The following is a 22,868-nucleotide window of genomic DNA, read 5'->3' on the forward strand; positions in this document are numbered from 1 at the left end:
TTACAAATTGATCAATTTCTTACTGTTCTGTCTGCATTTCCTCCACAAAGCGTTGCACCAGCGCAGCGGCTTCTTCGGGCGTACGCGCCTCGGCATAGATGCGCAGAATTGGTTCGGTGTTCGACTTTCGGAGGTGCACCCAGCCTTCCTCCAGGTCAATCTTCAACCCGTCAAGGGTTGAAATGCGGGCATGCGCATAGCGCCGGGCCAATCGCTGCAATGCCTGCTCAACATCTAAATGGGCAAGCGGAAGCTTGTGCTTGACCATTGCATAACGCGGCAACGTAGCCACGAATTCGGCAAGCGATTGCTCCAGATTGGCCAGGTGCTGAAGCACCATCGCTGTTCCCACCAGCGCATCACGCCCATAATGCACATCAGGCAAAATCACTCCTCCGTTTCCCTCGCCCCCCAGAATAGCCCCCACCTCCTTCATTTTCTGGACCACATTAATCTCCCCGACCGCGGCCCGGTACACTGGCATCCCATAGCGGGCTGCTACCTCCTCAATCGCCCGCGATGAAGAAAGATTGGTAACAAAAGGACCCTCCCGAAAACGCCACAGAAAATCGGCTGCAATCACCTGCGTTAACTCTTCGCTAACGTACACGCCCCCGTTGGCAATGAGTGCCAGCCGATCTGCATCAGGATCCACAACCAGTCCTAAATCGGCTTCAGTGCGGGCCACCGTCTGAATCGTTTCGTGCAAATGCTCAGGCAGCGGTTCCGGAGGATGTGCAAAACGGCCGTTTGGTTCGCCATTAAGCAATAATACCTCGGCGACCCCCAACCGTCGAAGCAGCAGCGGCAGCGCTATAGCCCCTACGGAGTTGATCCCATCGACCACGACCCGGAAGTGCCGCCGCCGGATGCGCTCTGGTTCTATAAAATCCAGCGCCAGAATGCGCTGCACATGTTCTTCCAGAAAATCACGTTGCTCGTAACAGCCCAGTTGCTCCCAGCTTACCAGGGGCATGGCGCCCGCGTCGGCCAGTGCCAACACCTGCCGGGCTTCGTCCGGCGTCAGAAATTCCCCTCGTCGATTAAGCAACTTCAGCGCGTTCCATTCGGCCGGGTTGTGCGATGCCGAAAGCACAACGCCCCCATCGGCCTCTGCAGCCAGCACAGCCACTTCAACAGTAGGCGTTGTTGCCAGATCGGCATCCACGACATCGCAGCCCACGCTCTGCAACGTAGCCGTCACGAAACGAGCACATACGGAGCCCGTCACCCGCCCATCACGCCCCACGACCACGCGGGGACGCCGCCCCTCAACCTGCTGCCGAAGCCAGGCGCCAAAAGCCGCCGCGTAGCGAACCAGTTCCGATGGCCCCAGTCCATTTCCAAAAATACCCCGAATTCCTGAAATCGATGCGATCAGCGTTTTAGCCATCGTCTTTTTCTGGACTTCTTTCAAAGAAACGGTACAGTTTACGATGTCTCTTCCATTTTCAGCCAATGCTTTTTCTTTTTTTCGTGAACGCGTTCGATCTCTGCAGGATATTCCTCGGCTTCAACCGGTTCCATTGGGCGTCGTCCGCACAGAGCTGCGTTGCCCGGAAAACATCTCGAATAAGGAGCCCAGAGGAGACGCCAGCGCAAACCACGACAAAAAAACACGTTCAACTCTTTTTTAAGAAACAGCATGTCATGGCATCCCGTTGCCTCCGTAACTTTAGGGTGTTGATGCAGCGGGCTTTTTCCTGGTTCTATGCCTGACAAATGGACCATTCCTGTTTATTCCTACCGAGAGCGGGCGCGCGGGCGCTGGTGGTTTGCCGTATTGACCGCCGTTTTCACCCTGGCTCTGATTTCATGGGGCGGCTTCGTTACCACAATCGACGCCGGCATGGCTGTGCCCGACTGGCCCTCGTCGTTTGGCTCCTACGATCCGTTTAAAACCGGCTTTCATGACCCGACGGACCCTTCAGCGCAGTGGTGGGATCGCACGCCCATCCTTGCCGAACATGGCCATCGCCTCTTAGGCGCGCTGGTGGGACTTTTGACGATTGGACTGGCGCTGTGGACCTGGTGGCGTGATCCAAGGCGCTGGGTCCGCACGTTAGGCTTCGTTGCACTCGGGCTTGTTATCTTTCAGGGCATTCTCGGTGGACTACGGGTTACGGAAAACTCGCTTACGCTGGCGGCAGTGCACGGTGCCACGGCACAGCTTTTCTTTTCCCTGATTGTGGCGATTGCGCTGTTTACGTCGCCTGCCTGGCTGGAAGCTCGTGCCATTCCGGCAGATAGTCCCCAACTGGCACGGCTGCGCCGCCTGGCATTGTGGACTATAGGGGCCCTCTACCTGCAGATTATTCTAGGCGTCCTGCTGCGCCACCCGGGCCAGGGCATTGCCCTCAATTTTGCGGCTGTGCACATTGCAGGCGCTTTTGTGGTAACCGGCCTTGTGCTGGCGGTATTCATCCACGTGCAAAAACACTACGAATCGAATCCGCTACTTAACCGGGCGGCCTGGGCCATGCTCTGGATCGTTACGCTGCAGTTTGCGTTGGGCCTTTCCGCCTACCTGGTTCTGCTGTATGAGACGCCGGCAGCCCTGCGGAGCACGCTCCAGGTGGTGCTGCGCACGGCCCATGTCGCCACAGGCGCGCTGCTCATGGGTAGCACCGTCGTGCTTACCCTGCTGGCACTGCGTCGCCGCGCCAATACACCGGCCTCAGCGGCTCTTCCTGAACTGGCCGCTACCTCGTAAACCAACCGTTGAGTCATCGTGCGTGACCAGACCCGTTCGCTACCGACTGTCCTGTCCCTTTCGGCCGAACGTCGCGTTCAGCTCCAGGCCTGCTGGGAGCTGACCAAACCGGAAATTACCTTTCAGGTAACGCTTTCGGCACTGGCTGGTTATCTGCTTGGCACGCCAGCCGCGCTCAACGGCTGGCACTTACTGGGCACGCTCACAGGCATCGGCCTGACCGCGGCTGGCGTTGGCGCCCTGAATCACTATCTGGAGCGGGACTATGACGCGGCCATGCGCCGGACGGCCCGACGGCCGCTTCCCTCGAAACGCATCTCACCGGCCACAGCGCGTTATCTGGGGCTGTTTCTCGTTTTTGCCGGCATTGGACTGCTCTGCCCGGTGGCTAACGCGCTAACAGCCGCCCTAGCCATCGCTACCGTCTTACTCTATCTGTATGTGTACACGCCCCTCAAACGGCGCACCAAGTACAATACGCTGATTGGCACCATTCCAGGTGCGCTGCCCGCGCTGGGAGGCTGGACAGCTGCAACAGGAACCCTAGAACCCGGCGGGTGGACGCTCTTTGCCATCCTGGCCGTCTGGCAAATGCCGCACTTCCTATCGCTGGCCTGGATGTATCGGAAAGATTATGAGCGTGCGCACTACCAGATGCTGCCTGTCGTAGAGCCCGATGGTCGCTCCACAGCCTGGCAGACGCTAGGCTTTACTGCCTTATTGCTTCCCCTGGGCATCAGTCCCTACCTGGCCGGCGTAGCCGGTCTGGTCTATCTGGTAGGAGCCGTGCTTCTGGGCCTGTATTTCCTGTGGCCAGCCTGGACCTTTTTCCGGACGCGCCACGTGCAGGACGCTCGCCGCGTGTTGATTGCCTCGGTCGTGTATATTCCAGCCCTGACAGGGCTTATCGTGCTGGACTGGCTGTTGCGCTAAACATGCCGGAAGCTGCTGTTACCATCGAAGACCTCACGTTCCGCTACGGTTCGCATACCGCACTTCGGTCGATCTCTCTCCATATTCCCGCAGGTTGCTGCTTTGGGCTGCTGGGGCCCAATGGAAGCGGCAAAACCACCCTCATGCGCCTGCTGGCTACGCTACTCTCTCCTACGTCGGGCCGCCTGCAGGTTTGCGGCTACGATCCTGTCCAGGCCCCCGATGCCGTTCGCCGCTGCCTGGGCGTCGTCTTTCAGCAGCCGGCACTGGACGGCGACCTGACCGTCGAGGAAAACCTGCGCCTGCACGGTGCTTTCTATGGACTGCGCGGCCCTGCCCTGACACGCCGCATCGATGAGCTGCTGGAACGCTTTGGCCTGCAAAAGCGCCGGCGCGAATTGCTCCGACGCCTGTCAGGCGGCCAACAGCGACGGGTCGATCTGATGCGAGGCCTGCTACATCGTCCCCAACTGCTGCTCCTCGATGAACCCACAACCGGACTGGATCCTCTGGCCCGCCATACCTTCTGGCAGACGCTGCGTCAGCTCCGCCAGACCGATCACCTGACGTTGATTGTAGCCACGCACCTGCTTGAAGAAGCCGAACTATGCGACCAGGTGGCCCTACTCGACGAAGGTCGCCTGGTAGCTACCGGCGCACCCGACCTCCTTGCCCGCGAACTCGGCGAGGAAGTGCTCTGGTTAGAGACTTCTGAACCAGAAACCATTGCTGCCTTCATCCAGACCCACTTCGGCCTGGAAGCCCGTGTAATCGGCGCATCCGTACGCGTAGCGGCGTCTGATGCGCACGCCCTCCTACCGCGTCTCTATGAAGCGCTGGGGAGCCGCCTGCGCAGCGCGACGGTGCGCCGTCCAACCCTTGAAGATGTCTTTCTCATACACACAGGGCACCACTTGCACCCTGCCGCTCACGCTACGCTGAGCTCATGAATGCCACGCTGCAAACCATCCGGATGCTCTGGTGGCGCGAACTGGTCAAGTTCGTACGCGACCGTGCGCGGTTGTTTGGCGCGCTCGCGCAGCCATTGGGCTTCTGGTTGCTCTTAGGACTCGGCTTCCATGGTTCCATTCGATTGGCCGGATCTGCGTCGCCAGCCTCCTACCTGGCCTATCTCCTGCCGGGTATTGTGGTGCTGACTATTTTATTTACCGCCATCTTCTCCACCATGGCCATTGTCGAAGAACGCCGAAGTGGCCTGCTGCAGGCTGCCCTGGTAGCACCCGTCCCCCGCACCGCGCTGGTGCTCGGCTATGGGTTAGGCGGCACCACGCTGGCGCTGCTGGAGGCCGTACTGCTTCTGGGTCTGCTTCCTTTCGTCAACGGCGTCCACCTTACACTCTCCGGACTGGCGCTGACGCTGGGCGTCAGCCTCCTGGCCGGACTGGCCTTCGCCGTGCTTGGTTTTGTGGTAGCCTGGCACGCCACCTCCACGCGAGGGTACCATGCGGTAATGAATGTGGTACTCCTACCACTCTGGGCCCTTTCCGGCGCCGTCTTTCCGATTGAGGGAGCTGCCCCTGTCCTTCAGGTAATGATGCGGCTGAATCCGGTTACCTACATGGTCAGCGCCTTTCGGCAGGGTCTGTTTGGGCCAGACGCTGCCGGTGCGGTGAGCACGCCCGAAGCCTGCCTGTTTATTACCACCCTGTTCACCCTGGCGTTATTGCTGCTGGCGATACGCACCGTGCGCCGATCCTCCGATCAGGGCTATTGAGGTACTGCCACCAATATCCTGCCTGCTGCCTCTGCCAGACACCTCGAGGGAACAGGACAGGTTTACTACCACCGGCCAGTCAACGTGCGTAGGCTTTCTGTGAAAGCAAGACGCACGGGAACTTCCGGCAACGCTTGTGGCTTGAAATGCCCGCAGCGCAAGCGGTATATTGTCTGGTGTGCTGTGGGTCCTTAGCTCAGTTGGTTAGAGCGCCACGTTGACATCGTGGAGGTCAGTGGTTCGAATCCACTAGGACCCACCTCTAAAGGCGGGAGGCCCAAAAGGCTCCCGCCTTTGGCTTTTCAGAAGCCCCATGTATAGGTCCACTTCACCAGCAGCACACTGGTCGGCGAGCGTCGCAGCGTGCGCCACGCAAAGCGCCAGGAATCTGCGGTTCCCTGATTGCTCCAGGCCTGCTGACTCCAGGTCCAGACCACGTAGAGGGTGGAGCCTGGCCGGTATTCGTACCGAAGGATCACGTTAACGTTCAACGTGCCCTGCTGAAAATCCGGATTGCCGTAGCGATCGCGGTCATACGGTTCCGTCAGAGGAGCCAGGCGTCCGTCCTCCCCCAGCTTCTGAAAATCCCGGTAGTGTCCCCGCGCCCAGAACCACTGCAGATAGCCCTGCAATGTCAGATCCCGCGTGAACGTATGCGCGCCCCGCAGCGTCAGGCTGATGCGGTCTACATCGCGCCGTCCGAATACGCTGGTAACCCTACCGGCCGTTTCCATTCCGTTCACATTTTGCGCCCAGGCTACTTCCCGTCGGCGAGAGCTTATGCTGAGAGCCAGGCTCAGGTCAGTGCGCTCGCCGAAACGCACCACCGACCCGATGCTTCCTCCCCAGGCGCGTCCTCCATACCGATCGACCTGCCGGTTTACCGAGACGGACAGTCCGACCGTCCGACGCTCATCGGTACTCACCGAAGCCCATACGTTCCAGCGCTGCGGTTTGCGAAATAGCCCGGCCCCGCGCGCTTCGTACAGATCCCACCCTTCGGATTCCAGATTGAGTCCCAGCCGGGTCCACCAGAAGTTCCGCCATTGCAGGTGCAGGTTCGGGCTTATTCCCCGGCTCAGGAGCAGCCCGGGGGAAAGCCGATGCATCCACCAGTAGTTCTGATTCAGGCGCACCTGCAGCAGCGGTCCCCAGGGACGCAGGTAGCGCCACTGCGTCCAGATATAGGTAACGGCCAGGTTGGTCATCGTGTGAAACCCCACATCATTGGGGTCATAATCTCGGGTGGAAAAGTTGGCCCCTACAATGCCCACCACGTGAGGGTGCCGGAGCGATCCGATCCGCGCCTGTCCCTGATATCCCACCTGAGGCGGTCCGCCCTGGCGCATGCGACGGCTGAAAGAGAAAAGCCCTTCGGTAACCAGGCCATAGTCCCAGGGATTCCAGCGCCAGTCAAAGCCGCCCGTGTACGCCTGGCGTACCCTCCCATCCTCCCGCCAGGTAGCCGTCCCGATAAGCCCCAGATAGGATCCCGGTGCAGATAGCTCTCGCTGGAGCCGCCCCACCATATAGTTGGTCAGCGGTTCCGTTCGAATGCGTTGCCGCTGGCCATTTACGTGTTCAAAGGTTGCATAGGTGCGCTGCGTAAGGGCATCCAGCAAACCAAAAGCCCATCCGTTTGCGGTTTTTCCACTCAGTTTGACCGCTCCCAGAATAGGGACGGCGGCCGGGTTCTCGACCACCCGCCAGTTCCGAATCGCTCCGGTATCTGGCAAGCTGTAATAGCCCTGCGGCTGCCGACCAATCCGGCGTGAGTAGAAGAGGTACGTCTGGAGCGCACTTTCGCCTTCGGCCCCCACCGTCTGAAAAATTGAAGTCCCTTCCAGAAAGAAAGGGCGTTTTTCGGGGTAGAAGGTCTCAAAGGCTGTCAGGTTAAGCACGACCTCATCCAGTTCCACCTGGCCAAAATCCGGATTGATGGTCAGGTTCAGGACCGTATTGTGGGTCAGACCGTATTGCACGTCGCCCCCCATTCGAAGTGTCGGGCTGAGCGCATGCAGGTACTGCGGCGTGCGGTCGGCGCTCCAGTGCGTGCCGGCTGTGACCACGTAGGGCGTTACCTGCAGGGCACGAGGCGGCCGAATGGACTCAAGCCCTTCCAGCGTGCCAAATCTGGAAACAAAGCCACCGGTAGCGCGGGGCACGTAAGCCCAGAACACCTGTTCGTTTTTGCGTCCGATAATGCGGCTGAAGTTGATCCCCCAGCGCAGCGTGTCGGCCTGGCTGAAGCGCAACGCGGTAAACGGGATCCGAAACTCCGCGCTCCAGCCGTCAGGCCGCATGGCCACACGGGCCTCCCAGAGGGCGTCCCAGTTGAAATCTTCTGCGTTGCCATCGTTCAGAATCAGAAAGTCCGCCTGCGTGCCGGCGGCATTGACCAGAAAAGCAAAGGCAGTTTTGCGATCTCGATAGCTGTCGATCAACACGCCCACCCAGTCAGCCACCACCATTCGGTCGCGCCGGGCCAGTCGTCGCAAAATCCGGTCGGGTTCGCGGTCGTAGCATACAAACCCGACGTAAAGCGCTGCGTTGTCGTAGAGCACCCGTACCTCCGTGCGTTCGGTGGCTGGTTGGCCATCGTGGGGTTCGCGCTGCCAGAACGTGGTGGCGGCCGGGGCCTGCTGCCAGGCCGCTTCTTCGATGCGGCCATCCAGCACAAGTCCCCCTGTAAGCCGCACGGCCCGAAGCGTCGGAGCCTGACGCGGCTGCGCCTGCAACATCCCCGACAGGCACAGCCCCACCATCAACAGACAGCAAGACTTCATCATACAGGAAGGCGGACAGCGGCAGGCAAAAAAAGGAAGGCATACCATTCGACGACTGGTCTACGGGCGCCCCGGTCTTCAGGTTACAGGCTGTAAAAAACCCGTCCTGCCTTTGGGAGCCTCAAGGCCAGCTTGCGGGTAGAAAGGGCCATGCAAACGGGGACAAGACAATGACAGGCAACGGGCAATCCGACGTTATTCGCCTCACCTTCCCGGACGGCTCCACGCGTACGTTTCCCCGGGGCATTACGGGCCAGGAGCTGGCCGCACAGATCTCTCCACGCCTGGCCCGTGAGGCGCTCGCCATTGAGGTTAACGGTGAGGTGCGCGACCTGAGCCGTCCCATTGAAGAGGACGCGCGGATCCGGATCCTGACCTGGAAGGATCCAGAGGGTAAGGCCGTCTACTGGCACTCCACTGCCCACCTGATGGCCGAAGCCCTGGAGGCGCTCTATCCGGGCGTCAAGTTTGGCATCGGACCGCCTATTGAACAGGGATTTTACTACGACGTAGATCTGGGCGGCCGAAAACTCTCGGCCGAAGACCTGGCGCGCATCGAAGAAAAGATGCGGGAACTGGCGCGCCGCGACGTGCCCTACGAGCGTATTCCGGTTTCCAAAGAGGAGGCGCTGGCGTACTTCAAGAAAAAAGGCGATCCGTACAAAGTCGAGCTGATCGAAGAGCTGGAAGACGGCACGATTACCTTTTACCGGCAGGGCAACTTCACTGACCTGTGCCGGGGGCCGCACGTCCCTTCGACCGGCTACATCAAGCACGTAAAACTGCTCAACATTGCCGGAGCATACTGGCGAGGCGATGAGCGCCGTCCTCAGCTTACCCGCATCTATGGCATCAGCTTTCCGAAAAAGAAAGAGCTGGACGAATACCTCCATCGGCTTGAGGAAGCCCGCAAGCGCGACCATCGCAAACTGGGCCGGGAGTTAGAGCTGTTCACCTTCAGCCAGAAGGTAGGGCCGGGCCTGCCGCTCTGGTTGCCGCGCGGCGCCACGCTACGCGAGACGCTGATCACATTCCTGCGGGACGAGCAGATTCGGCGGGGCTATCAGCCGGTCGTTACGCCGCATATCGGCCGGCTGGAGCTATACCGGACGAGCGGGCACTATCCATACTACAAGGATAGCCAGTTCCCCCCCATGATTGAAGATCCGGAGACGGGCGAAGGCTACCTGCTCAAGCCCATGAACTGTCCGCACCACATCATGATTTATGCGGACCGCCCGCGCTCCTACCGCGAGCTGCCGCTCCGGCTGGCCGAATTCGGTCAGGTGTATCGCTACGAGCAAACGGGCGAGCTGAGCGGTCTGACCCGCGTACGGGGCTTCACCATTGACGACGCCCACATTTTCTGCCGGCCGGATCAGGTTAAAGAGGAGTTCAAAAATGTCATTGATCTGACGCTTTACGTTTTTCGGGCCCTGGGCTTTGAAGAATTCGAGGCGCAGATCTCCCTGCGCGACCCGAATAACCGGGAAAAGTATGTGGGGGACGATGCGCTCTGGGAACAGGCCGAACAGGCCATTCGCGAAGCGGCCGCCGAAATGGGCCTTCAGGCCACGGAAGAAATCGGGGAAGCCGCTTTCTACGGCCCCAAGCTGGACTTCATGGTGCGCGACGCGCTGGGCCGCCGCTGGCAGCTCGGCACCGTTCAGCTCGACTATGTACTCCCAGAGCGGTTTGATCTGTATTACATCGGGGCCGATAATCAGAAGCACCGGCCCGTGATGATCCATCGCGCGCCGTTTGGCTCTCTGGAACGTTTCATTGGCGTGCTCATTGAGCACTGCGCCGGCAACTTCCCGCTCTGGCTGGCACCGGTGCAGGTAGCCGTGCTGCCGCTGAGCGACGAATTGAACGACTACGCCGAAGTTATAGGCCATCGCCTGCGCGAGGCCGGTTTTCGGGTGGAAGTGGATACCCGCACCGAAACCATCGGCTATAAAATCCGTCAGGCCGAGGTGCAGAAAATCCCCTACATGCTGATCGTAGGGCGCCGGGAACGCGAAGCTGGCACTGTTGCCGTTCGCAAGCACGGCGCAGGCGACCTGGGTCCCAGCACCTTGGCGGACTTTATAGAACGACTCCGAGACGAAATAGAGGCCGCAACCCGGCACACTCCTGTTTCGGAAAACCCATAAATTTGCATCTTCCTGGTCGGAACTCACGGGCGCGCTGCGCGTGAGTCCGTCCGCTTTGGTCAAGGTTGGAGTATCCATTAACCAAACCAGGGTACGAGCTATCGCTAAGGCAAACAAATTCCGGGTCAACGAAGAGATTCGCGCGCCTCGCGTTCGCGTTGTTGACCCCGAAGGACAGCACGGCATCTATGACCTGAAGACGGCGCTGGAAATGGCCCGCCAGCGCGGGCTGGATCTGGTAGAAATTGCGCCGAATGCAAACCCTCCGGTTTGCAAGATCATTGACTACGGCAAATTCCGCTACGAGCAGCAAAAAAAGGAAAAAGAGGCGCGTCGGAAGCAACATGCCCAGCAGATTAAAGAGATTCGCTTTCGCCCTCACACCGACACCCATGACTTTGAGTTTAAAACGCGTCATGCCCGCCATTTTCTGGAAGACGGGCACAAAGTAAAAGCCTGGGTGCAGTTCCGGGGACGCGACATTCTCTACCAGGATGCCGGCCTGGACCTGTTGCGTCGCTTCATCGAAGCGCTCCAGGATGTGGCCAAAATCGACCAGCCGCCTAAGATGGAGGGGCGACGCATGACAGTTATTCTTTCGCCTACCCGGAAAAAGTGAGCGTTTCACCAGAAATTCCCGCGCCTTCCATGTAAGGTTCGGCATATTGGCTTGCCGAATAGAAGGACGGGGTCGTATAATGGAAGACTCTGTTGATTCTATCGAGCTTGCGTAGCCTGGACGAAAGCTATGCCAAAAGTCAAAACAAACAGCGGTGCCAAGAAGCGGTTCAAGGTGACCGCCACCGGCAAGATTAAGCGGCGGCGGGCGTTTCACAGCCACCTGTTAACCAAAAAGTCCAAAAAGCGGAAGCGTCGCCTGCGCCAGGGCGCACTGGTTGACGCCACGGATGTGGGACGTATCCGGCGTCTGCTACACATTGGAGCTAAAGGATAAGCCAAGCAGGGAAAAGCACCATGCCACGGGCTACGAATAAAGTTGCGGCGCGCCGCCGGCGGAAAAAAATTTTGAATATGGCCAAGGGATACTGGGGCCGGCGGAGTAAAATTTACACCATCGCTAAGCACGCGGTTGAAAAGGCGCTGCAGTATGCGTACCGCGACCGCCGTCAGCGCAAACGCCAGTTTCGGCGGCTGTGGATCATCCGTATCAATGCAGCCGCACGCCTGAACGGAACCACCTACTCCCGGTTCATGGGAGCGGTGCGCAAAGCCAACATTCAGCTAAACCGCAAGGTCCTGGCCGACCTGGCGGTCAATGATCCGAACACCTTCAGGCAGATTGTTCGTGCTGTTTCGTCATGAAACAGGTGGGATCCACCCGATTTTTTAGCGTTCGCGCCACTGGCCTGTAACCGGGGCGCTGAACGTCATGCAAGTATTCCTGCCCGCCCCTGTTACAGGTCGGCGGGCTTTCTTATTCCGCAGGTACGCCATGGCTACCCACTCCATGCAGGAAGAACTGGAGGCGCTGCGTCACGCTATTGAGAATACGCCCATCGACTCCGAAGAGGAGGCCGAAGCCTTTCGCATTCGCTTTCTGGGGCAGCGAAGCGGCCAGATCACCCACCTGTTCAAGCGCATCCGGGAAGCTCCCCCGGAAGAACGCCCGCGCATTGGTCAGCAATTGAACGCGCTGAAGCGGCTGGCCGAACAACGGCTGGAGGCGGCCCGTGCTCGCCTGCAGCAAGCCGCCCGTCCGCGCCTGGAAATACCAGACCTGACGCTACCGGGACGCCGCGCGTTCACTGGCTCCCTCCATCCCCTGACGCAGACCCTGGACGCTATCGTGCGGGTCTTTGAACAACTGGGCTTTTCCGTAGCCGAAGGCCCGGAAATTGAAGACGACTGGCACAACTTTACCGCACTCAACTTCCCGCCCGATCATCCAGCCCGCGACATGCAGGACACGTTCTTCCTGCGTCAGGGACCCTCCTACCGGGACGCCGTCGTGCTCCGCACGCACACGTCACCGGTGCAGATTCGCGTCATGGAGCAAATGGCGCCTCCCATTCGCATTATTGCGCCAGGACGGGTCTACCGCAACGAAGCCGTCTCCTACAAGTCGTTCTGTCTGTTTCATCAGGTCGAGGGGCTCTACGTAGACCGCAACGTGTCGATGGGCGACCTGAAACAAGTGCTCTATCTGTTTGCTCGAGCGCTTTTCGGCGAAGACGTGCGCATGCGCTTCCGCCCCAGCTTCTTCCCATTTACTGAACCCAGCGCCGAAGTAGACATCTGGTGGCCCCTGCCCGATCATCCAGATGGCGGCCGCTGGATGGAGATTCTAGGCTGCGGCATGGTACACCCCAATGTGTTCCGAGCCGTAGGCATCGACCCGGAGCAGTACACCGGGTATGCCTTCGGCATGGGCGTTGAACGCATCGCCATGCTGCGCTATGGCATCGACGACATCCGTCTGTTTTACGAAAACGATCTGCGTTTCCTGGAGCAGTTTTAAACAATGAAACTCTCCTACCGCTGGCTGCAACAATACATCGCGCTCGAGCTGTCGCCTTCGGAGCTGGCCGAAGCCCTGATTGGCCTGGGCCTGGAGGTTGAAGCCGTCGAACCTCTGGGGACCGACCTGAATGGTGTGGTAATCGGCCGGGTGCTGGAAGTGCATCCCCATCCTAATGCAGACCGGCTGCGCATCTGCCAGGTCGATCTGGGCCACAACCAGTCCGTATCCATCGTATGCGGCGCTCCCAACGTAGCCGCCGGACAGAAAGTCGCCGTAGCTACGCCCGGCACAACGCTGTTGCTGAGCGACCGAGAGGGAAACCGCCAGCCCATAACCATCCGCAAAACCAAAATTCGTGGAGCAGTCTCCGAAGGCATGATCTGTGCAGAGGACGAACTGGGCCTCTCGGACGACCATAGCGGCATCCTGGTGCTGCCAGACGACGCTCCGGTGGGCCACCCCTTTGTGGAATACCTGCAACAGCAGCGGCTCATCGTACCGGACTATCAGTTGGAAATTAGTCTGACACCCAACCGAGCGGATGCCGCTAGCCATCTGGGAGTGGCCCGCGACCTTTCGGCCCTACTCGACCGACCGCTCCATCGCCCTGAGGTCGCCCTGCCTGAACCGGGAGGAGAAGCATCCCGTCAGGTACAGGTAACCATTGATGCTCCAGAGGCCTGTCCCCGTTACGTAGCCCTGCTGGTACGCAACGTGCGCGTGGGTCCCTCGCCCCTCTGGTTACGCCAGCGCCTGGCAGCAATTGGCCTGCGCTCAATCAACAACGTGGTCGATGTAACCAACTACGTACTGCACGAATGCGGCCAGCCATTACACGCCTTTGACTTCGATCAATTGCGAGGAGCACGCATCCATGTGCGACGGGCCCGCGCCGGAGAGACGTTCACCACCCTGGATGGCAAAACGCGCCAGCTTCCTGAAGGCGCCCTGCTGATCTGCGATGCCGAGCGTCCAGTAGCCCTTGCTGGTATTATGGGGGGCGAAAACTCAGAGGTTACTGACCACACGACAAATGTCCTGATCGAGAGCGCCTACTTCGACCCTTCCACCATTCGGCGCACCTCCAAAGCCCTGGGACTTCAAACGGATTCGTCCTATCGATTTGAGCGGGGCGTTGATGCCGGCCTCCAGCGCTGGGCCGCCGCTCGCGCTGCTCAGCTCATAGTCGAAGTAGCCGGTGGCGAGATCGTGCCCGGCGTTGTGGACGTGCAGATGCAGCGTTTTGAGCCACGTCCAGTGGTGCTGCGTCTGACGCGTCTGAAACAACTACTGGGCACGGAAATTCCTCCCGATAGAGCCGTTCGCATTCTGGATCGCCTTGGGTTCCAGCCTAAGCGAGAAGGCACTGCGCTTCGCTGCACTGTTCCACTTTACCGTCCGGACGTAACCGAAGAGATTGACCTGATCGAAGAAGTGGCGCGCGTGCATGGATACGATCGGCTCCCTTTGCCCGATACGTTCATTGTGCCGGCACGCGTACCCGTCGAGCCCCCAACCCAGACGCTGCGTCGCCGCATGCGCGCGTTGCTGGCCAGTCTTGGCCTGCGCGAAATCTATACCAACAGCCTTCTTTCCCGGGAGGTAGCGTACCGGTTTACCGCTGCCTCGGAGACCAACGCCCAGGCCCACGCTTCGCATCTAGTCGAAACGCTGAATCCAATCTCGGCCGAAATGGCGGTACTGCGCCCCTCCTTACTGCCGGGACTGGTGCAGACGGCCGTTCATAATCAGAACAGAGGGCAAGAAGTGCTGCGTTTCTTTGAGTTTGGCCGCGTCTTTATGCGCACCGACCGCACCGATACGCTTGTGCCCGGATTTGCAGAACACGAAGCCCTTATTATCGGACTAAGTGGCCCACATGCGCCGGAAGGCTGGGACGTGCGGCCACGTCTGACCGACTTTTTCGATCTCAAAGGCCTGCTTGAAACGCTACTGGCGACGCTGCATCTAAGCGACCGCATTGCCCTGATTCCAGCTGAATCCCCCGCACCCACCGCTGCCTATCAGGTAAATCTGGTGGCCGATGGACAGGTGCTCGGCACGCTTGCCCGCCTTTCCGACGCGCTGCAGGAAGCCTACGAACTACGCGCGCCGCTCTATTACGCCGAACTGAACTGGGACGCATTTGTCGCGCTTGCCTATCCTGTCCAGCAGCGCCGCTATCAGTCTTTTAGTCGCTTTCCTGAAGTAGCTCGCGACCTGGCTGTCCTCGTCGACCGGGACCAACCGGTTGGTCCCCTGCTTGAAACAATTCGCAAGGCCGGCGGCGACTTGCTTCGCTACGTAGGCATTTTTGACGTGTACGAAGGAGAACGCATTCCCAGCGGCAAAAAAAGCGTGGCTTTTTCCCTCCGTTTTGGAGCGAACCGAACGCTGACCGATGAAGAGGTAGATGCCCGCGTAGCAACCATTCTCCAACAGCTCCAGCAGCAATTTGGCGCGCAACTGCGGCGTTGAGGTTGTATATTGAAAGGGCTGAAGCCAGGTGCAACCATGGGTAATCGGAAACACAAAAAGTCACGGCGGCATCGACGGCCACACCGTAGTGGGCCCATTCATCTACGGAGCCTTGAATCGCTGGAGCAGTTGCGCGACCGCGTTGTCGAAACGGCCCGTGAGCTGGCGCGGTTGCGTGAAGCGCAACAGATGCTGCGGGAGCAACTTGGCTCGTTAGCCGCCGAAATGCCTGCCCTGCCTCCGGGTGGAAGTGGTGCACGGATCGTTTTTCCAGAAGACCCGGCCGTGCTACGGCAAAAAGTACAAGCCTTTATCGAAGCGGTCGATTACTACCTGGAACAGGATCTGGGCACGGCAGGCCCCTCATCCGCCGCTTCCTGACCTGACTTATGGCCCCAGAGAAATCCATCCAGGTTACCATTATGGGACGCAGTTACCCGTTACGGGTGCGTCCTGAAGATGAGGCTTTGATGTACCAGTTGGCGGCCACGGTGGATGAAAAAATGCGGGCCTTTCGGGAGGCCCATCCGGAGCAATCCGAGCTCACGGCTGCCGTAATTGTGGCCCTTTCGCTGGCCGAAGCGCTATACGAAGCCCGGGAAGCCCTCCGCGAACTGGACGAAACCTTCTGCGAAGCAGTCCAGGAGCTTCTGGCCCTGCTCGAACATCCAGAATCTGTAGTAGCCTTGCCGGAACAGCCTGCGCGCGATGCAATATAAAGGCGCTGCCTGCATCAGGCAGGCCGGCGCAAGCCTGCAGTCACGCGTGAAAAAGGGACCTAACACCTATACGCGAGGGAGCCTTCCTTCCGGCCCGGACGACAGGCCTCAGTCCCGACAGGGTCGGGATCTCCTTCCAGCGTGGAAGGGGCCGAGGAAGTCGGAACGGTCGGAGCGGCACCCACTGTGTCGATAAGGGGGTTCCTTGAACCCGGGCTGCAGGTTTGCTGCCGTTAGGTTACGCCCCGGCAAGGTAATGGAACTTGCCGGGGCGTCCTTTTTTAATGATGCGTAATCGTTGCTAACGAGGCGTGCTGCCTCCTGTTGTTCATCGCCAACCTGGACGACTATGGAACTGCTACTCATTGCCGGTCTTGCCCTGCTGGCTGTTGGCGCCGGCATTGCGCTGGATAGATGGCTGCTGACACGTACGTTGAAATCAGCTCGAGAACAGGCCCAGCAAATTCTGGCCGAAGCGGAAGCAAAAGCCCAGGCTTATCAGCGCACGCACCTGGCAGAAGCGCAGGCCGCCCTAGAACGTGAGCGGCAGGCGTTTGCGCAAGAACAGGCCGAAGCGCGCAAGGCCTTGCAACAGGCGCAGGAACGGCTTGTCGAACGCCAGGAAGCTCTGAACCGTCGCACGCTGCGCGTCAACGAACGGGAAAAAACGCTGGCCAGGGCTGCTGAGGCGATCGAGGCGCTGCGCCGAGAAGCAGATGCCAACTTCCGCCAGGCTGAAGCGCTGCACCAGCAGGCACAGGCCCTTTTTGAAGCGCTTCGCCGCCAACAAGAAGCGCTGACGCAACGGGAAACCGAGGTCCATCGCCTCCAGGAAGAACTGGCGGCGCGACAGGCAGAGCTGGACCGCACGCTTGAAGAACAAGTGCGCCGCCTGGAGCAGATCGCGGGCATGTCGCGCCAGGAAGCCAAGGAAATGCTCATCGCCCAGATGGTTGAAGAAGCGAAGTTAGAAGCCGCTTCTATGATCAAAGAAATTCGCGACGAAGCCCGCCTGAAAGCCAACCGCGAAGCCCGCAAGATTATTCTGACCGCCATTCAGCGTACGGCTGCCAGCCATGCCATTGAGAACACGGTCTCTGTGGTTAACATCCAGTCTGACGAAATGAAAGGCCGTATCATCGGCCGCGAAGGACGCAATATCCGAGCGTTTGAGGCGGCTACCGGCGTGGAAGTGATTGTAGATGATACCCCCGAGGCTGTAATCCTCTCGGCCTTCAATCCCATTCGTCGTGAAATCGCCCGACTGGCCCTGACCAAACTTATCCAGGACGGCCGCATTCATCCCGCACGCATTGAAGAGGTTGTGGAAAAGGCTACCGCCGAAATTGAAGAACAGATTATCGAAACTGGAGAGCGAACCGTTATCGATCTGAACCTGCATGGCATGCATCCGGAGCTCATCCGGCTTATCGGTCGGATGCGTTACCGGACCAGCTATGGCCAGAACCTGCTTGCCCATTCCATTGAAACAGCACGCATTGCCTCGCTGATTGCGGCTGAGCTGGGCCTGGATGCCGACAAAGCGCGCCGCGCAGGGCTGCTGCACGATATTGGCAAGGTGGTCGAAGAAGAGATCGACCGTCCCCATGCCCTGGTCGGCATGGAACTCTGCCGCAAATACCGGGAAGATCCAGAGGTGTGCAACGCCGTGGGAGCCCACCACGATGAAATCGAAATGACCACCCTTATCGCTCCGATTGTGCAGGCAGCCGACGCCATTTCGGGAGCCCGCCCGGGCGCCCGCCGCGAAGCCCTGGAAGCCTACATCAAACGACTGGAAAAGCTTGAAGCCTTAGCGGCTTCGTTTCCAGGCGTTGAACGCGTCTACGCCATTCAGGCAGGACGCGAGGTGCGTGTGATCGTCAATCATAGCCTGGTGTCAGACGCCCAGGCCGAGCAACTGGCCCTGGACATCTCCAAAAAGATTCAAAACGAAATGCAGTATCCCGGCCAGATCAAGGTAACGGTCATTCGTGAAGTGCGTTCGGTTGCCTATGCCAAGTGATCATTGCCCTCGGACCGTGAGCCAGCCTGATCTGCCTGCACCAGCATTCAGGAGCGGGCCAGCTCACGGTCCAGGTTATAGCGCTTGCGTTTTTCCCAGAGAGTTTTCTTGGAGATGCCCAGCATCTGAGCCACCTCCGTAAAGCTGGCTTTGTAATGCTTGAGCGTGTGCAGAATGTACGCCTTTTCTAGCTCTTCCAGCGTACTGCCACTGGGGAAATAGAACACCCCATTGGAAGGAGGCAACGCGCTGCCGGCAGGCGACGTAGCCGGCAACAGATGCAGATCCTCCGCTTCAATCCATTCCTTTCGGTTAAAAATCATGGCCCGCTCAAGCACGTTCCGCAGTTCCCGTACGTTGCCGGGCCAGTGGTAGGCTAACAGCTTTTCTTCGGCTTCCGGAGTCAAACCCTTGACCTGGCGCCCTAGCTCCTTGTTGAACTGTTCAATAAAATGCCGCGCAATCAGCAGCACATCTCGCCCCATTTCTCGCAGCGCTGGCAGGTAGAGGTTGACCACATTGATCCGGTAAAACAGGTCCTGCCGGAATTTCTGTTCGGCCACCAGTTGCTCCAGGTTAAGATTGGTGGCACATAGAATACGCACGTTGACCCGAATGTCTTCAATGCCCCCCAGGCGCCGAAACGTACGGCTTTCCAGGAAAGAAAGCAGCTTGGCCTGCAAGGCAAGGCTCATTGAATCGATTTCATCCAGGAAGACGGTCCCTCCATCTGCCACCTCCAGCAAGCCGGGCTTGGACGTGCGGGCATCGGTGAAGGCCCCTTTTTCATACCCGAACAGCTCGGCTTCTAGCAGATTGTCGGGCAATGCTGCACAGTTAATTTCTACAAAGCGGCCGCTACTGTAGCAGGAATTCGCGTGAATGGTACGGGCCACCAGGTTTTTGCCTGTACCCGTCTCACCACGGATCAACACAATGGTGCCGGGCACATCTCGAAGCATTTCGATCGTCTGGCGAACCTTACGGATGGCCTCGCTCTCACCGAGGATGCCTGAGATCGGGTAGTCTGTCGTTTCTTCCTGAGAGGTAGCAACCGAGGAGCGTTCGTGTCGCTTGAGAGCTTTTTTGAGAAGCATGCGCATTTCTTCCAGATTGATAGGCTTTTGCAGGTAATGAAAAGCTCCGCGACGCATGGCCTCAACGGCCGTCTGCACCGAAGAATGGGCCGTCATGATAATAACCGGCACGTGCAGCCGACGCTTGCGCAAACGCTCCAGCAGTTCGATGCCATTAATCTCTGGCATCATCAGATCGGCCAGCACCACATCAGGCTGCTGCCCTTCTTCAATGGCTTTCAGCATCGCCTGCGGATGCACGAAAGCCTGCACCTCGTAGCCGTCCCGCCGGAGCACGTTGGCAAATAGCTCGCCCAACTTGGGCTCGTCATCCACCACAAACACACAAGCCTTCGACATAGCGGGGGGGCAGATTGGTAAATGATCGCCTCGTATCCATTGGTCTTCTACTTCCTCTATAGTATCGGCTAAGTAATTCTGAACTCAAGTGATTTCATTTCAGAAAGTGGCAGATCATCCCTCTGGACAGGTACAGCGCGTTTTCTCAGGAAGTGCTTCATTTTGTAACACGTTGCAGCTTCCGGTTGCAAGGCATATAGCCATCGGTAAAAACGAAACTCTCAGGGAATTCGGGCTGTTTTCACAAGCCGTTTCTATCTTAAGAACCTTCACGTGAACCAGAACGCAACATGTTGTTTTTGCGGATACGGCTGTTTCTACTGGGGCTGCTGGCTGGACTCGGAGCCTGCCAGCCTGCTTCCGAACCGGCTGTCGGTGCGCTCCAGTTCACCGATGACCTGGGGCGTACGGTTACGTTGCCTCAGGTACCGCAACGCGTGGTGACTCTGGCCCCCAGCCTGACCGAGGTGGTTTTCGCAGCGGGTGCTGGTCATAAGCTGGTGGGCGTTACCACCGCCGACGATTATCCTCCGGCAGTTGATACGCTACCCCGCTTCAGCGCGCTGCCCGTTAATTTTGAAGCCATTGTTGCCCTTGAGCCTGATCTGGTACTGGCTACCGATCAGGTAAATAATCCACGCGACGCTGCTACCTTCGAGGCACTTGGTTTGCCTGTATATTTTTTCTCTTATGCTACGCTCGACGACGTCCTGGAAGCTATCCTGACCACGGGAAACCTGCTGGGAACTGAGCCGATCGCCCGCCGGACGGTCGATTCACTACACACGCGGCTTGCGAAGCTGGCCCAAGTCACAGATACCCTGTCCTACCGTCCCACGGTACTGGTGCTCATCAGCGACGAAACGCTCTATGCCTTTGGCCAGGGCAGCTACGTGCATGACCTGGTGGCCCGGGCCGGAGGACAGAGCCTGACGGCCTCGCTGTCCAATCCTGCGCCAGTGCTAAGCGACGAACTGGTGCTCCAGCTCAAGCCTGAGGTGATCGTTATAACCGCTGGTGTCGACTATAACCCTGCCTCCTTGCTGCGAAAGCATCCGGCCTGGGATCTGTTGCCGGCCGTTCGCAACCGGCGCATCTGTGGCGTCGAACCTGCTCTCATCCTGCGGCCCGGACCGCGTTTGATAGCCGGCCTGGAGTCGTTGCTTCAATGCCTCCACCCTGACCTGGCTCGCAAGCTGGCGCCATGAGACCGCGACCGATCCTGCTGAGCTTCTGGTTGCTCGGTCTGCTGACGGCCTCTATGGTGGCCGGCGTTGCTCTGGGAAGCGTCTCGCTAACACCGGACGTCGTGCTCCACGCGTTGCTTGGCCAGTTGACCGGGGAAGTGGTCGATCCAGTGGCCGAGCGCATTGTCTGGTAGCTCCGTTTGCCGCGCGTGCTCATGGCCCTGTTGACCGGTGGAGGCCTGGCTATTGTGGGCGTCGCGATGCAGGCCCTGGTACGGAATCCGCTGGCAGAACCTTACATCCTGGGGCTTTCAAGTGGCGCCAGCGCAGGCGCTTCCCTCTTCTACCTGGGCTTTCTACCTCCCCTGCTTTCCCGCACGCTGTCCATGCCGCTGGCGGCTTTTCTGGGCGCACTGCTGGCGCTCACGTTGGTTTATCTGATCGCCCGCCAGAACGGCGCCCTGTCGATTACGCGTCTGCTGCTGGGTGGCGTTGCTATTTCAGCGCTGATGGCATCTATCACGTCGTTCATCACCTTTGCCTCCCCCAGCCCGGACAAACTTCGGGCTGTGCTCTTCTGGCTACTGGGGTCCTTCAGCGGAGCCCGCTGGTCGTTGCTGCCACTGCCTGCGCTGGCTGCACTGCTGGGGTTGCTGGGTATGCTGGCACTCACGCGCCCCATGGACCTCCTGCTACTGGGGGAGGAGCCGGCTGCGCAGCTCGGCATTCCTGTCGAGCAGGCTAAACGCCTGCTGATTCTAATAGCCGCCCTGGTAACAGGAACACTTGTCGCCTTTTCGGGGACCATCGGTTTTGTCGGGCTGATCATTCCCCATGCCACACGTGCTCTGACCGGCGTTCCGCATCGACGCGTGATTCCGCTGAGCTTTCTGCTGGGTGCTACCTTTCTGATCTGGGCCGACCTGATTGCCCGCTTACTGCTGCCGGGCGTTGAGCTACCGGTAGGGGTGGTAACGGCGCTCTGTGGCGTCCCCTTCTTTTTGATGCTACTGCGCCGCAGCCATTACCGTTTTGGCTGACGGCTCATCCAGCCCAGTACTAACGCGGCCAATACTTGCAGTCCTACTGCTACGCTCACGAGTACCGAAATCGACGTGTCGTAGAGCACGCCCAGCAGCGCGCTTCCTCCAAACCAGCACACGCCAAAGATCGCGTGAAACAGCCCAAAAGCGGTGCCGCGTCGCTCTGCAGGAATCATCTGGGCTAGCGCTGCCCGCAGAATGGATTCCTGGGCGCCCATTCCCACCCCCCATATCGCCATACCCACCCAGGCTGCCAGCGCTCCGCCCCAGAACACCAGGGGGGCAAACGCAGCGGTCAGCGCCACGGCCAGCGCCAGGATTACCGGCCCCCGGCGGTCAAACAGCCGGCCGAGCAGGAGCGCCGCCACCGCGTCAACGCCCATAGCCAGCGCATAGCTCAAGGGAATCCAGGCTTCTGGAAGTACACGAGCTTCCCGAAAATGAAAGGCGATCAGCGGAAAGTCGGCATATCCTGCCGCCAGTAAACCCGTCCCGAGCAGATAGATCCAGAACGTGCGCGGCAGTGCGCGATGGGTCGGGCGGGCTGCCTCTGTGCGTTCCAGCGTTTGCGGACGGGGGTAGCGCAACCGGGCCACTCCGAGCAACAGCAATGCCAGCAGGGCAGGCACCAGCAGCAGCGCAAAGGCGGTCTGATAGCTTCTTCCCTGCCATAGAACTCCTGCCATCAAAAGCGGTCCGGCTACCGCTCCGATCTGGTCCAGCGCCTCGTGCAGTCCGAACCCACGGCCGTGGCCCACCTGTGCGGTTGCGTGGGAGAGGAGCACGTCGCGTGCAGGGGCCCGCAGGGCTTTTCCGGCGCGTTCGGCAATGATCAGAGCGGCAGCAATTTCCCAGCGTCCGGCCAGCGCCAACGCCGGGACGGCCAGCAGGTTTACGGCATAGCCAAGCAGCGTGAGGGTCCAGTAGCGTCGCGTTCGATCACTCAGGTAGCCACTGATCAGCCGCAGGCCATAGCCTACCAGCTCACCGGCGCCCGCGACCACGCCTACCGCCGTGGCCGAAGCTCCCAGCCAGCCCAGATAAGGACCGATCAGGCTGCGCGCACTTTCATAGGTGAGATCAGCCAACAGGCTAACCAGCCCGAACAGCACGATAAGCCAAAGGGCCTGTCGCGTCGTCGGTGAAGCAGCGCGTCCCATGACGGGTTAATCGC

At 59.4% G+C, this 22,868-nt stretch carries 20 protein-coding genes and 1 tRNA gene; 17 read left to right on the forward strand and 4 right to left on the reverse strand.

Annotated elements, in window-relative coordinates:
* Window positions 1-19 precede the first annotated feature (19 nt).
* Window positions 20-1,393: a phosphoglucosamine mutase gene (glmM, locus tag BUA15_RS02215; protein WP_072714318.1), complete on the reverse strand. Its 1,374-nt coding sequence runs from the start codon at window positions 1,391-1,393 to the stop codon at window positions 20-22.
* Window positions 1,394-1,711: 318 nt separating this feature from the next.
* Here glmM and BUA15_RS02220 point away from each other — a divergent pair, with 318 nt between their 5' ends.
* The 5 genes from BUA15_RS02220 to BUA15_RS02240 all read left to right on the forward strand — a co-directional run bounded on the left by BUA15_RS02220 (window position 1,712) and on the right by BUA15_RS02240 (window position 5,640).
* Window positions 1,712-2,713, forward strand: a complete 1,002-nt coding sequence (locus tag BUA15_RS02220) for a COX15/CtaA family protein (RefSeq protein ID WP_072714319.1) — start codon at window positions 1,712-1,714, stop codon at window positions 2,711-2,713.
* Between the two features lie 18 nt (window positions 2,714-2,731).
* Entirely contained in the window at window positions 2,732-3,646 is a 915-nt protein-coding gene (gene cyoE / locus BUA15_RS02225; RefSeq protein ID WP_072714320.1) for a heme o synthase, read from the forward strand.
* A gap of 2 nt (window positions 3,647-3,648) precedes the next feature.
* Window positions 3,649-4,596 carry an ABC transporter ATP-binding protein gene (locus tag BUA15_RS02230; protein ID WP_072714321.1) on the forward strand — a complete coding sequence of 316 codons (948 nt, stop codon included), beginning with the start codon at window positions 3,649-3,651 and terminating at the stop codon, window positions 4,594-4,596.
* A complete protein-coding gene (locus tag BUA15_RS02235) occupies window positions 4,593-5,381 on the forward strand; it encodes an ABC transporter permease (protein ID WP_072714322.1) in 789 nt (262 codons plus the stop codon). The genes BUA15_RS02230 and BUA15_RS02235 overlap by 4 nt, the downstream gene beginning before the upstream one ends.
* 185 nt (window positions 5,382-5,566) lie before the next feature.
* Window positions 5,567-5,640 (forward strand) — tRNA-Val (locus BUA15_RS02240).
* A gap of 43 nt (window positions 5,641-5,683) precedes the next feature.
* Here BUA15_RS02240 and BUA15_RS02245 read toward each other — a convergent pair.
* The gene (locus BUA15_RS02245; RefSeq protein ID WP_143149546.1) at window positions 5,684-8,170 is read right to left on the reverse strand and encodes a DUF5916 domain-containing protein; all 2,487 of its coding nucleotides are present in this window, start codon (window positions 8,168-8,170) and stop codon (window positions 5,684-5,686) included.
* A 167-nt stretch (window positions 8,171-8,337) separates the two neighbouring features.
* Here BUA15_RS02245 and thrS point away from each other — a divergent pair, with 167 nt between their 5' ends.
* From thrS to rny, 9 genes are all read left to right on the forward strand, one after another.
* Window positions 8,338-10,323 (forward strand): threonine--tRNA ligase, encoded by a 1,986-nt coding sequence (gene thrS / locus BUA15_RS02250; RefSeq protein ID WP_072714324.1) that lies wholly within the window; start codon window positions 8,338-8,340, stop codon window positions 10,321-10,323.
* A 55-nt stretch (window positions 10,324-10,378) separates the two neighbouring features.
* Window positions 10,379-10,942 (forward strand): translation initiation factor IF-3, encoded by a 564-nt coding sequence (infC, locus tag BUA15_RS02255; protein ID WP_272482039.1) that lies wholly within the window; start codon window positions 10,379-10,381, stop codon window positions 10,940-10,942.
* A 129-nt stretch (window positions 10,943-11,071) separates the two neighbouring features.
* Window positions 11,072-11,278, forward strand: a complete 207-nt coding sequence (gene rpmI, locus BUA15_RS02260; RefSeq protein WP_072714325.1) for a 50S ribosomal protein L35 — start codon at window positions 11,072-11,074, stop codon at window positions 11,276-11,278.
* Window positions 11,279-11,298: 20 nt separating this feature from the next.
* On the forward strand, window positions 11,299-11,646 hold the full coding sequence (gene rplT, locus BUA15_RS02265; protein WP_072714326.1) for a 50S ribosomal protein L20: 348 nt from the start codon (window positions 11,299-11,301) through the stop codon (window positions 11,644-11,646).
* A 145-nt stretch (window positions 11,647-11,791) separates the two neighbouring features.
* On the forward strand, window positions 11,792-12,802 hold the full coding sequence (gene pheS, locus BUA15_RS02270; protein WP_072714583.1) for a phenylalanine--tRNA ligase subunit alpha: 1,011 nt from the start codon (window positions 11,792-11,794) through the stop codon (window positions 12,800-12,802).
* Between the two features lie 3 nt (window positions 12,803-12,805).
* Window positions 12,806-15,283, forward strand: a complete 2,478-nt coding sequence (gene pheT / locus BUA15_RS02275) for a phenylalanine--tRNA ligase subunit beta (RefSeq protein WP_072714327.1) — start codon at window positions 12,806-12,808, stop codon at window positions 15,281-15,283.
* Between the two features lie 36 nt (window positions 15,284-15,319).
* On the forward strand, window positions 15,320-15,664 hold the full coding sequence (locus tag BUA15_RS02280) for a hypothetical protein (protein ID WP_072714328.1): 345 nt from the start codon (window positions 15,320-15,322) through the stop codon (window positions 15,662-15,664).
* Between the two features lie 8 nt (window positions 15,665-15,672).
* Window positions 15,673-16,002, forward strand: a complete 330-nt coding sequence (locus tag BUA15_RS02285) for a cell division protein ZapA (protein ID WP_072714329.1) — start codon at window positions 15,673-15,675, stop codon at window positions 16,000-16,002.
* A gap of 349 nt (window positions 16,003-16,351) precedes the next feature.
* Window positions 16,352-18,028 carry a ribonuclease Y gene (gene rny, locus BUA15_RS02290; protein ID WP_072714330.1) on the forward strand — a complete coding sequence of 559 codons (1,677 nt, stop codon included), beginning with the start codon at window positions 16,352-16,354 and terminating at the stop codon, window positions 18,026-18,028.
* A 47-nt stretch (window positions 18,029-18,075) separates the two neighbouring features.
* Here rny and BUA15_RS02295 read toward each other — a convergent pair whose 3' ends face one another.
* A complete protein-coding gene (locus tag BUA15_RS02295) occupies window positions 18,076-19,464 on the reverse strand; it encodes a sigma-54-dependent transcriptional regulator (protein WP_072714331.1) in 1,389 nt (462 codons plus the stop codon).
* A 290-nt stretch (window positions 19,465-19,754) separates the two neighbouring features.
* On the opposite strand from BUA15_RS02295, the gene BUA15_RS02300 reads away from it, so the two are divergent.
* Genes BUA15_RS02300 through BUA15_RS02305 form a run of 3 tightly spaced genes read left to right on the forward strand, consistent with a single transcriptional unit; the run spans window position 19,755 to window position 21,691 of the window.
* Window positions 19,755-20,672, forward strand: a complete 918-nt coding sequence (locus BUA15_RS02300) for an ABC transporter substrate-binding protein (protein ID WP_072714332.1) — start codon at window positions 19,755-19,757, stop codon at window positions 20,670-20,672.
* A complete protein-coding gene (locus BUA15_RS13810; RefSeq protein WP_245771888.1) occupies window positions 20,669-20,845 on the forward strand; it encodes a hypothetical protein in 177 nt (58 codons plus the stop codon). Before BUA15_RS02300 ends, BUA15_RS13810 begins: the two co-directional genes overlap by 4 nt.
* Window positions 20,846-20,851: 6 nt before the next feature.
* Window positions 20,852-21,691 (forward strand): FecCD family ABC transporter permease, encoded by an 840-nt coding sequence (locus BUA15_RS02305; protein WP_341475723.1) that lies wholly within the window; start codon window positions 20,852-20,854, stop codon window positions 21,689-21,691.
* On the opposite strand, the gene BUA15_RS02310 is transcribed toward BUA15_RS02305, so the two are convergent.
* Entirely contained in the window at window positions 21,676-22,854 is a 1,179-nt protein-coding gene (locus BUA15_RS02310) for an MFS transporter (protein ID WP_072714333.1), read from the reverse strand. The two genes, BUA15_RS02305 and BUA15_RS02310, sit on opposite strands and share 16 nt — an antisense overlap.
* Window positions 22,855-22,868 lie beyond the last annotated feature (14 nt).

This window comes from Rhodothermus profundi (genome assembly GCF_900142415.1).
Taxonomy (GTDB): domain Bacteria; phylum Bacteroidota; class Rhodothermia; order Rhodothermales; family Rhodothermaceae; genus Rhodothermus; species Rhodothermus profundi.

Coding starts and splice junctions, on each gene's coding strand:
- BUA15_RS13810 (WP_245771888.1), top strand. CDS start 20,669: ATGAGACCGCGACCGATCCTGCTGAGCTTCTGGTTGCTCGGTCTGCTG.
- BUA15_RS02220 (WP_072714319.1), top strand. CDS start 1,712: ATGCCTGACAAATGGACCATTCCTGTTTATTCCTACCGAGAGCGGGCG.
- BUA15_RS02280 (WP_072714328.1), top strand. CDS start 15,320: ATGGGTAATCGGAAACACAAAAAGTCACGGCGGCATCGACGGCCACAC.
- pheS (WP_072714583.1), top strand. CDS start 11,792: ATGCAGGAAGAACTGGAGGCGCTGCGTCACGCTATTGAGAATACGCCC.
- BUA15_RS02230 (WP_072714321.1), top strand. CDS start 3,649: ATGCCGGAAGCTGCTGTTACCATCGAAGACCTCACGTTCCGCTACGGT.
- BUA15_RS02235 (WP_072714322.1), top strand. CDS start 4,593: ATGAATGCCACGCTGCAAACCATCCGGATGCTCTGGTGGCGCGAACTG.
- BUA15_RS02310 (WP_072714333.1), bottom strand. CDS start 22,854: ATGGGACGCGCTGCTTCACCGACGACGCGACAGGCCCTTTGGCTTATC.
- BUA15_RS02285 (WP_072714329.1), top strand. CDS start 15,673: ATGGCCCCAGAGAAATCCATCCAGGTTACCATTATGGGACGCAGTTAC.
- pheT (WP_072714327.1), top strand. CDS start 12,806: ATGAAACTCTCCTACCGCTGGCTGCAACAATACATCGCGCTCGAGCTG.
- thrS (WP_072714324.1), top strand. CDS start 8,338: ATGACAGGCAACGGGCAATCCGACGTTATTCGCCTCACCTTCCCGGAC.
- rplT (WP_072714326.1), top strand. CDS start 11,299: ATGCCACGGGCTACGAATAAAGTTGCGGCGCGCCGCCGGCGGAAAAAA.
- rny (WP_072714330.1), top strand. CDS start 16,352: ATGGAACTGCTACTCATTGCCGGTCTTGCCCTGCTGGCTGTTGGCGCC.
- BUA15_RS02300 (WP_072714332.1), top strand. CDS start 19,755: ATGTTGTTTTTGCGGATACGGCTGTTTCTACTGGGGCTGCTGGCTGGA.
- BUA15_RS02295 (WP_072714331.1), bottom strand. CDS start 19,464: ATGTCGAAGGCTTGTGTGTTTGTGGTGGATGACGAGCCCAAGTTGGGC.
- rpmI (WP_072714325.1), top strand. CDS start 11,072: ATGCCAAAAGTCAAAACAAACAGCGGTGCCAAGAAGCGGTTCAAGGTG.
- BUA15_RS02245 (WP_143149546.1), bottom strand. CDS start 8,170: ATGATGAAGTCTTGCTGTCTGTTGATGGTGGGGCTGTGCCTGTCGGGG.
- glmM (WP_072714318.1), bottom strand. CDS start 1,393: ATGGCTAAAACGCTGATCGCATCGATTTCAGGAATTCGGGGTATTTTT.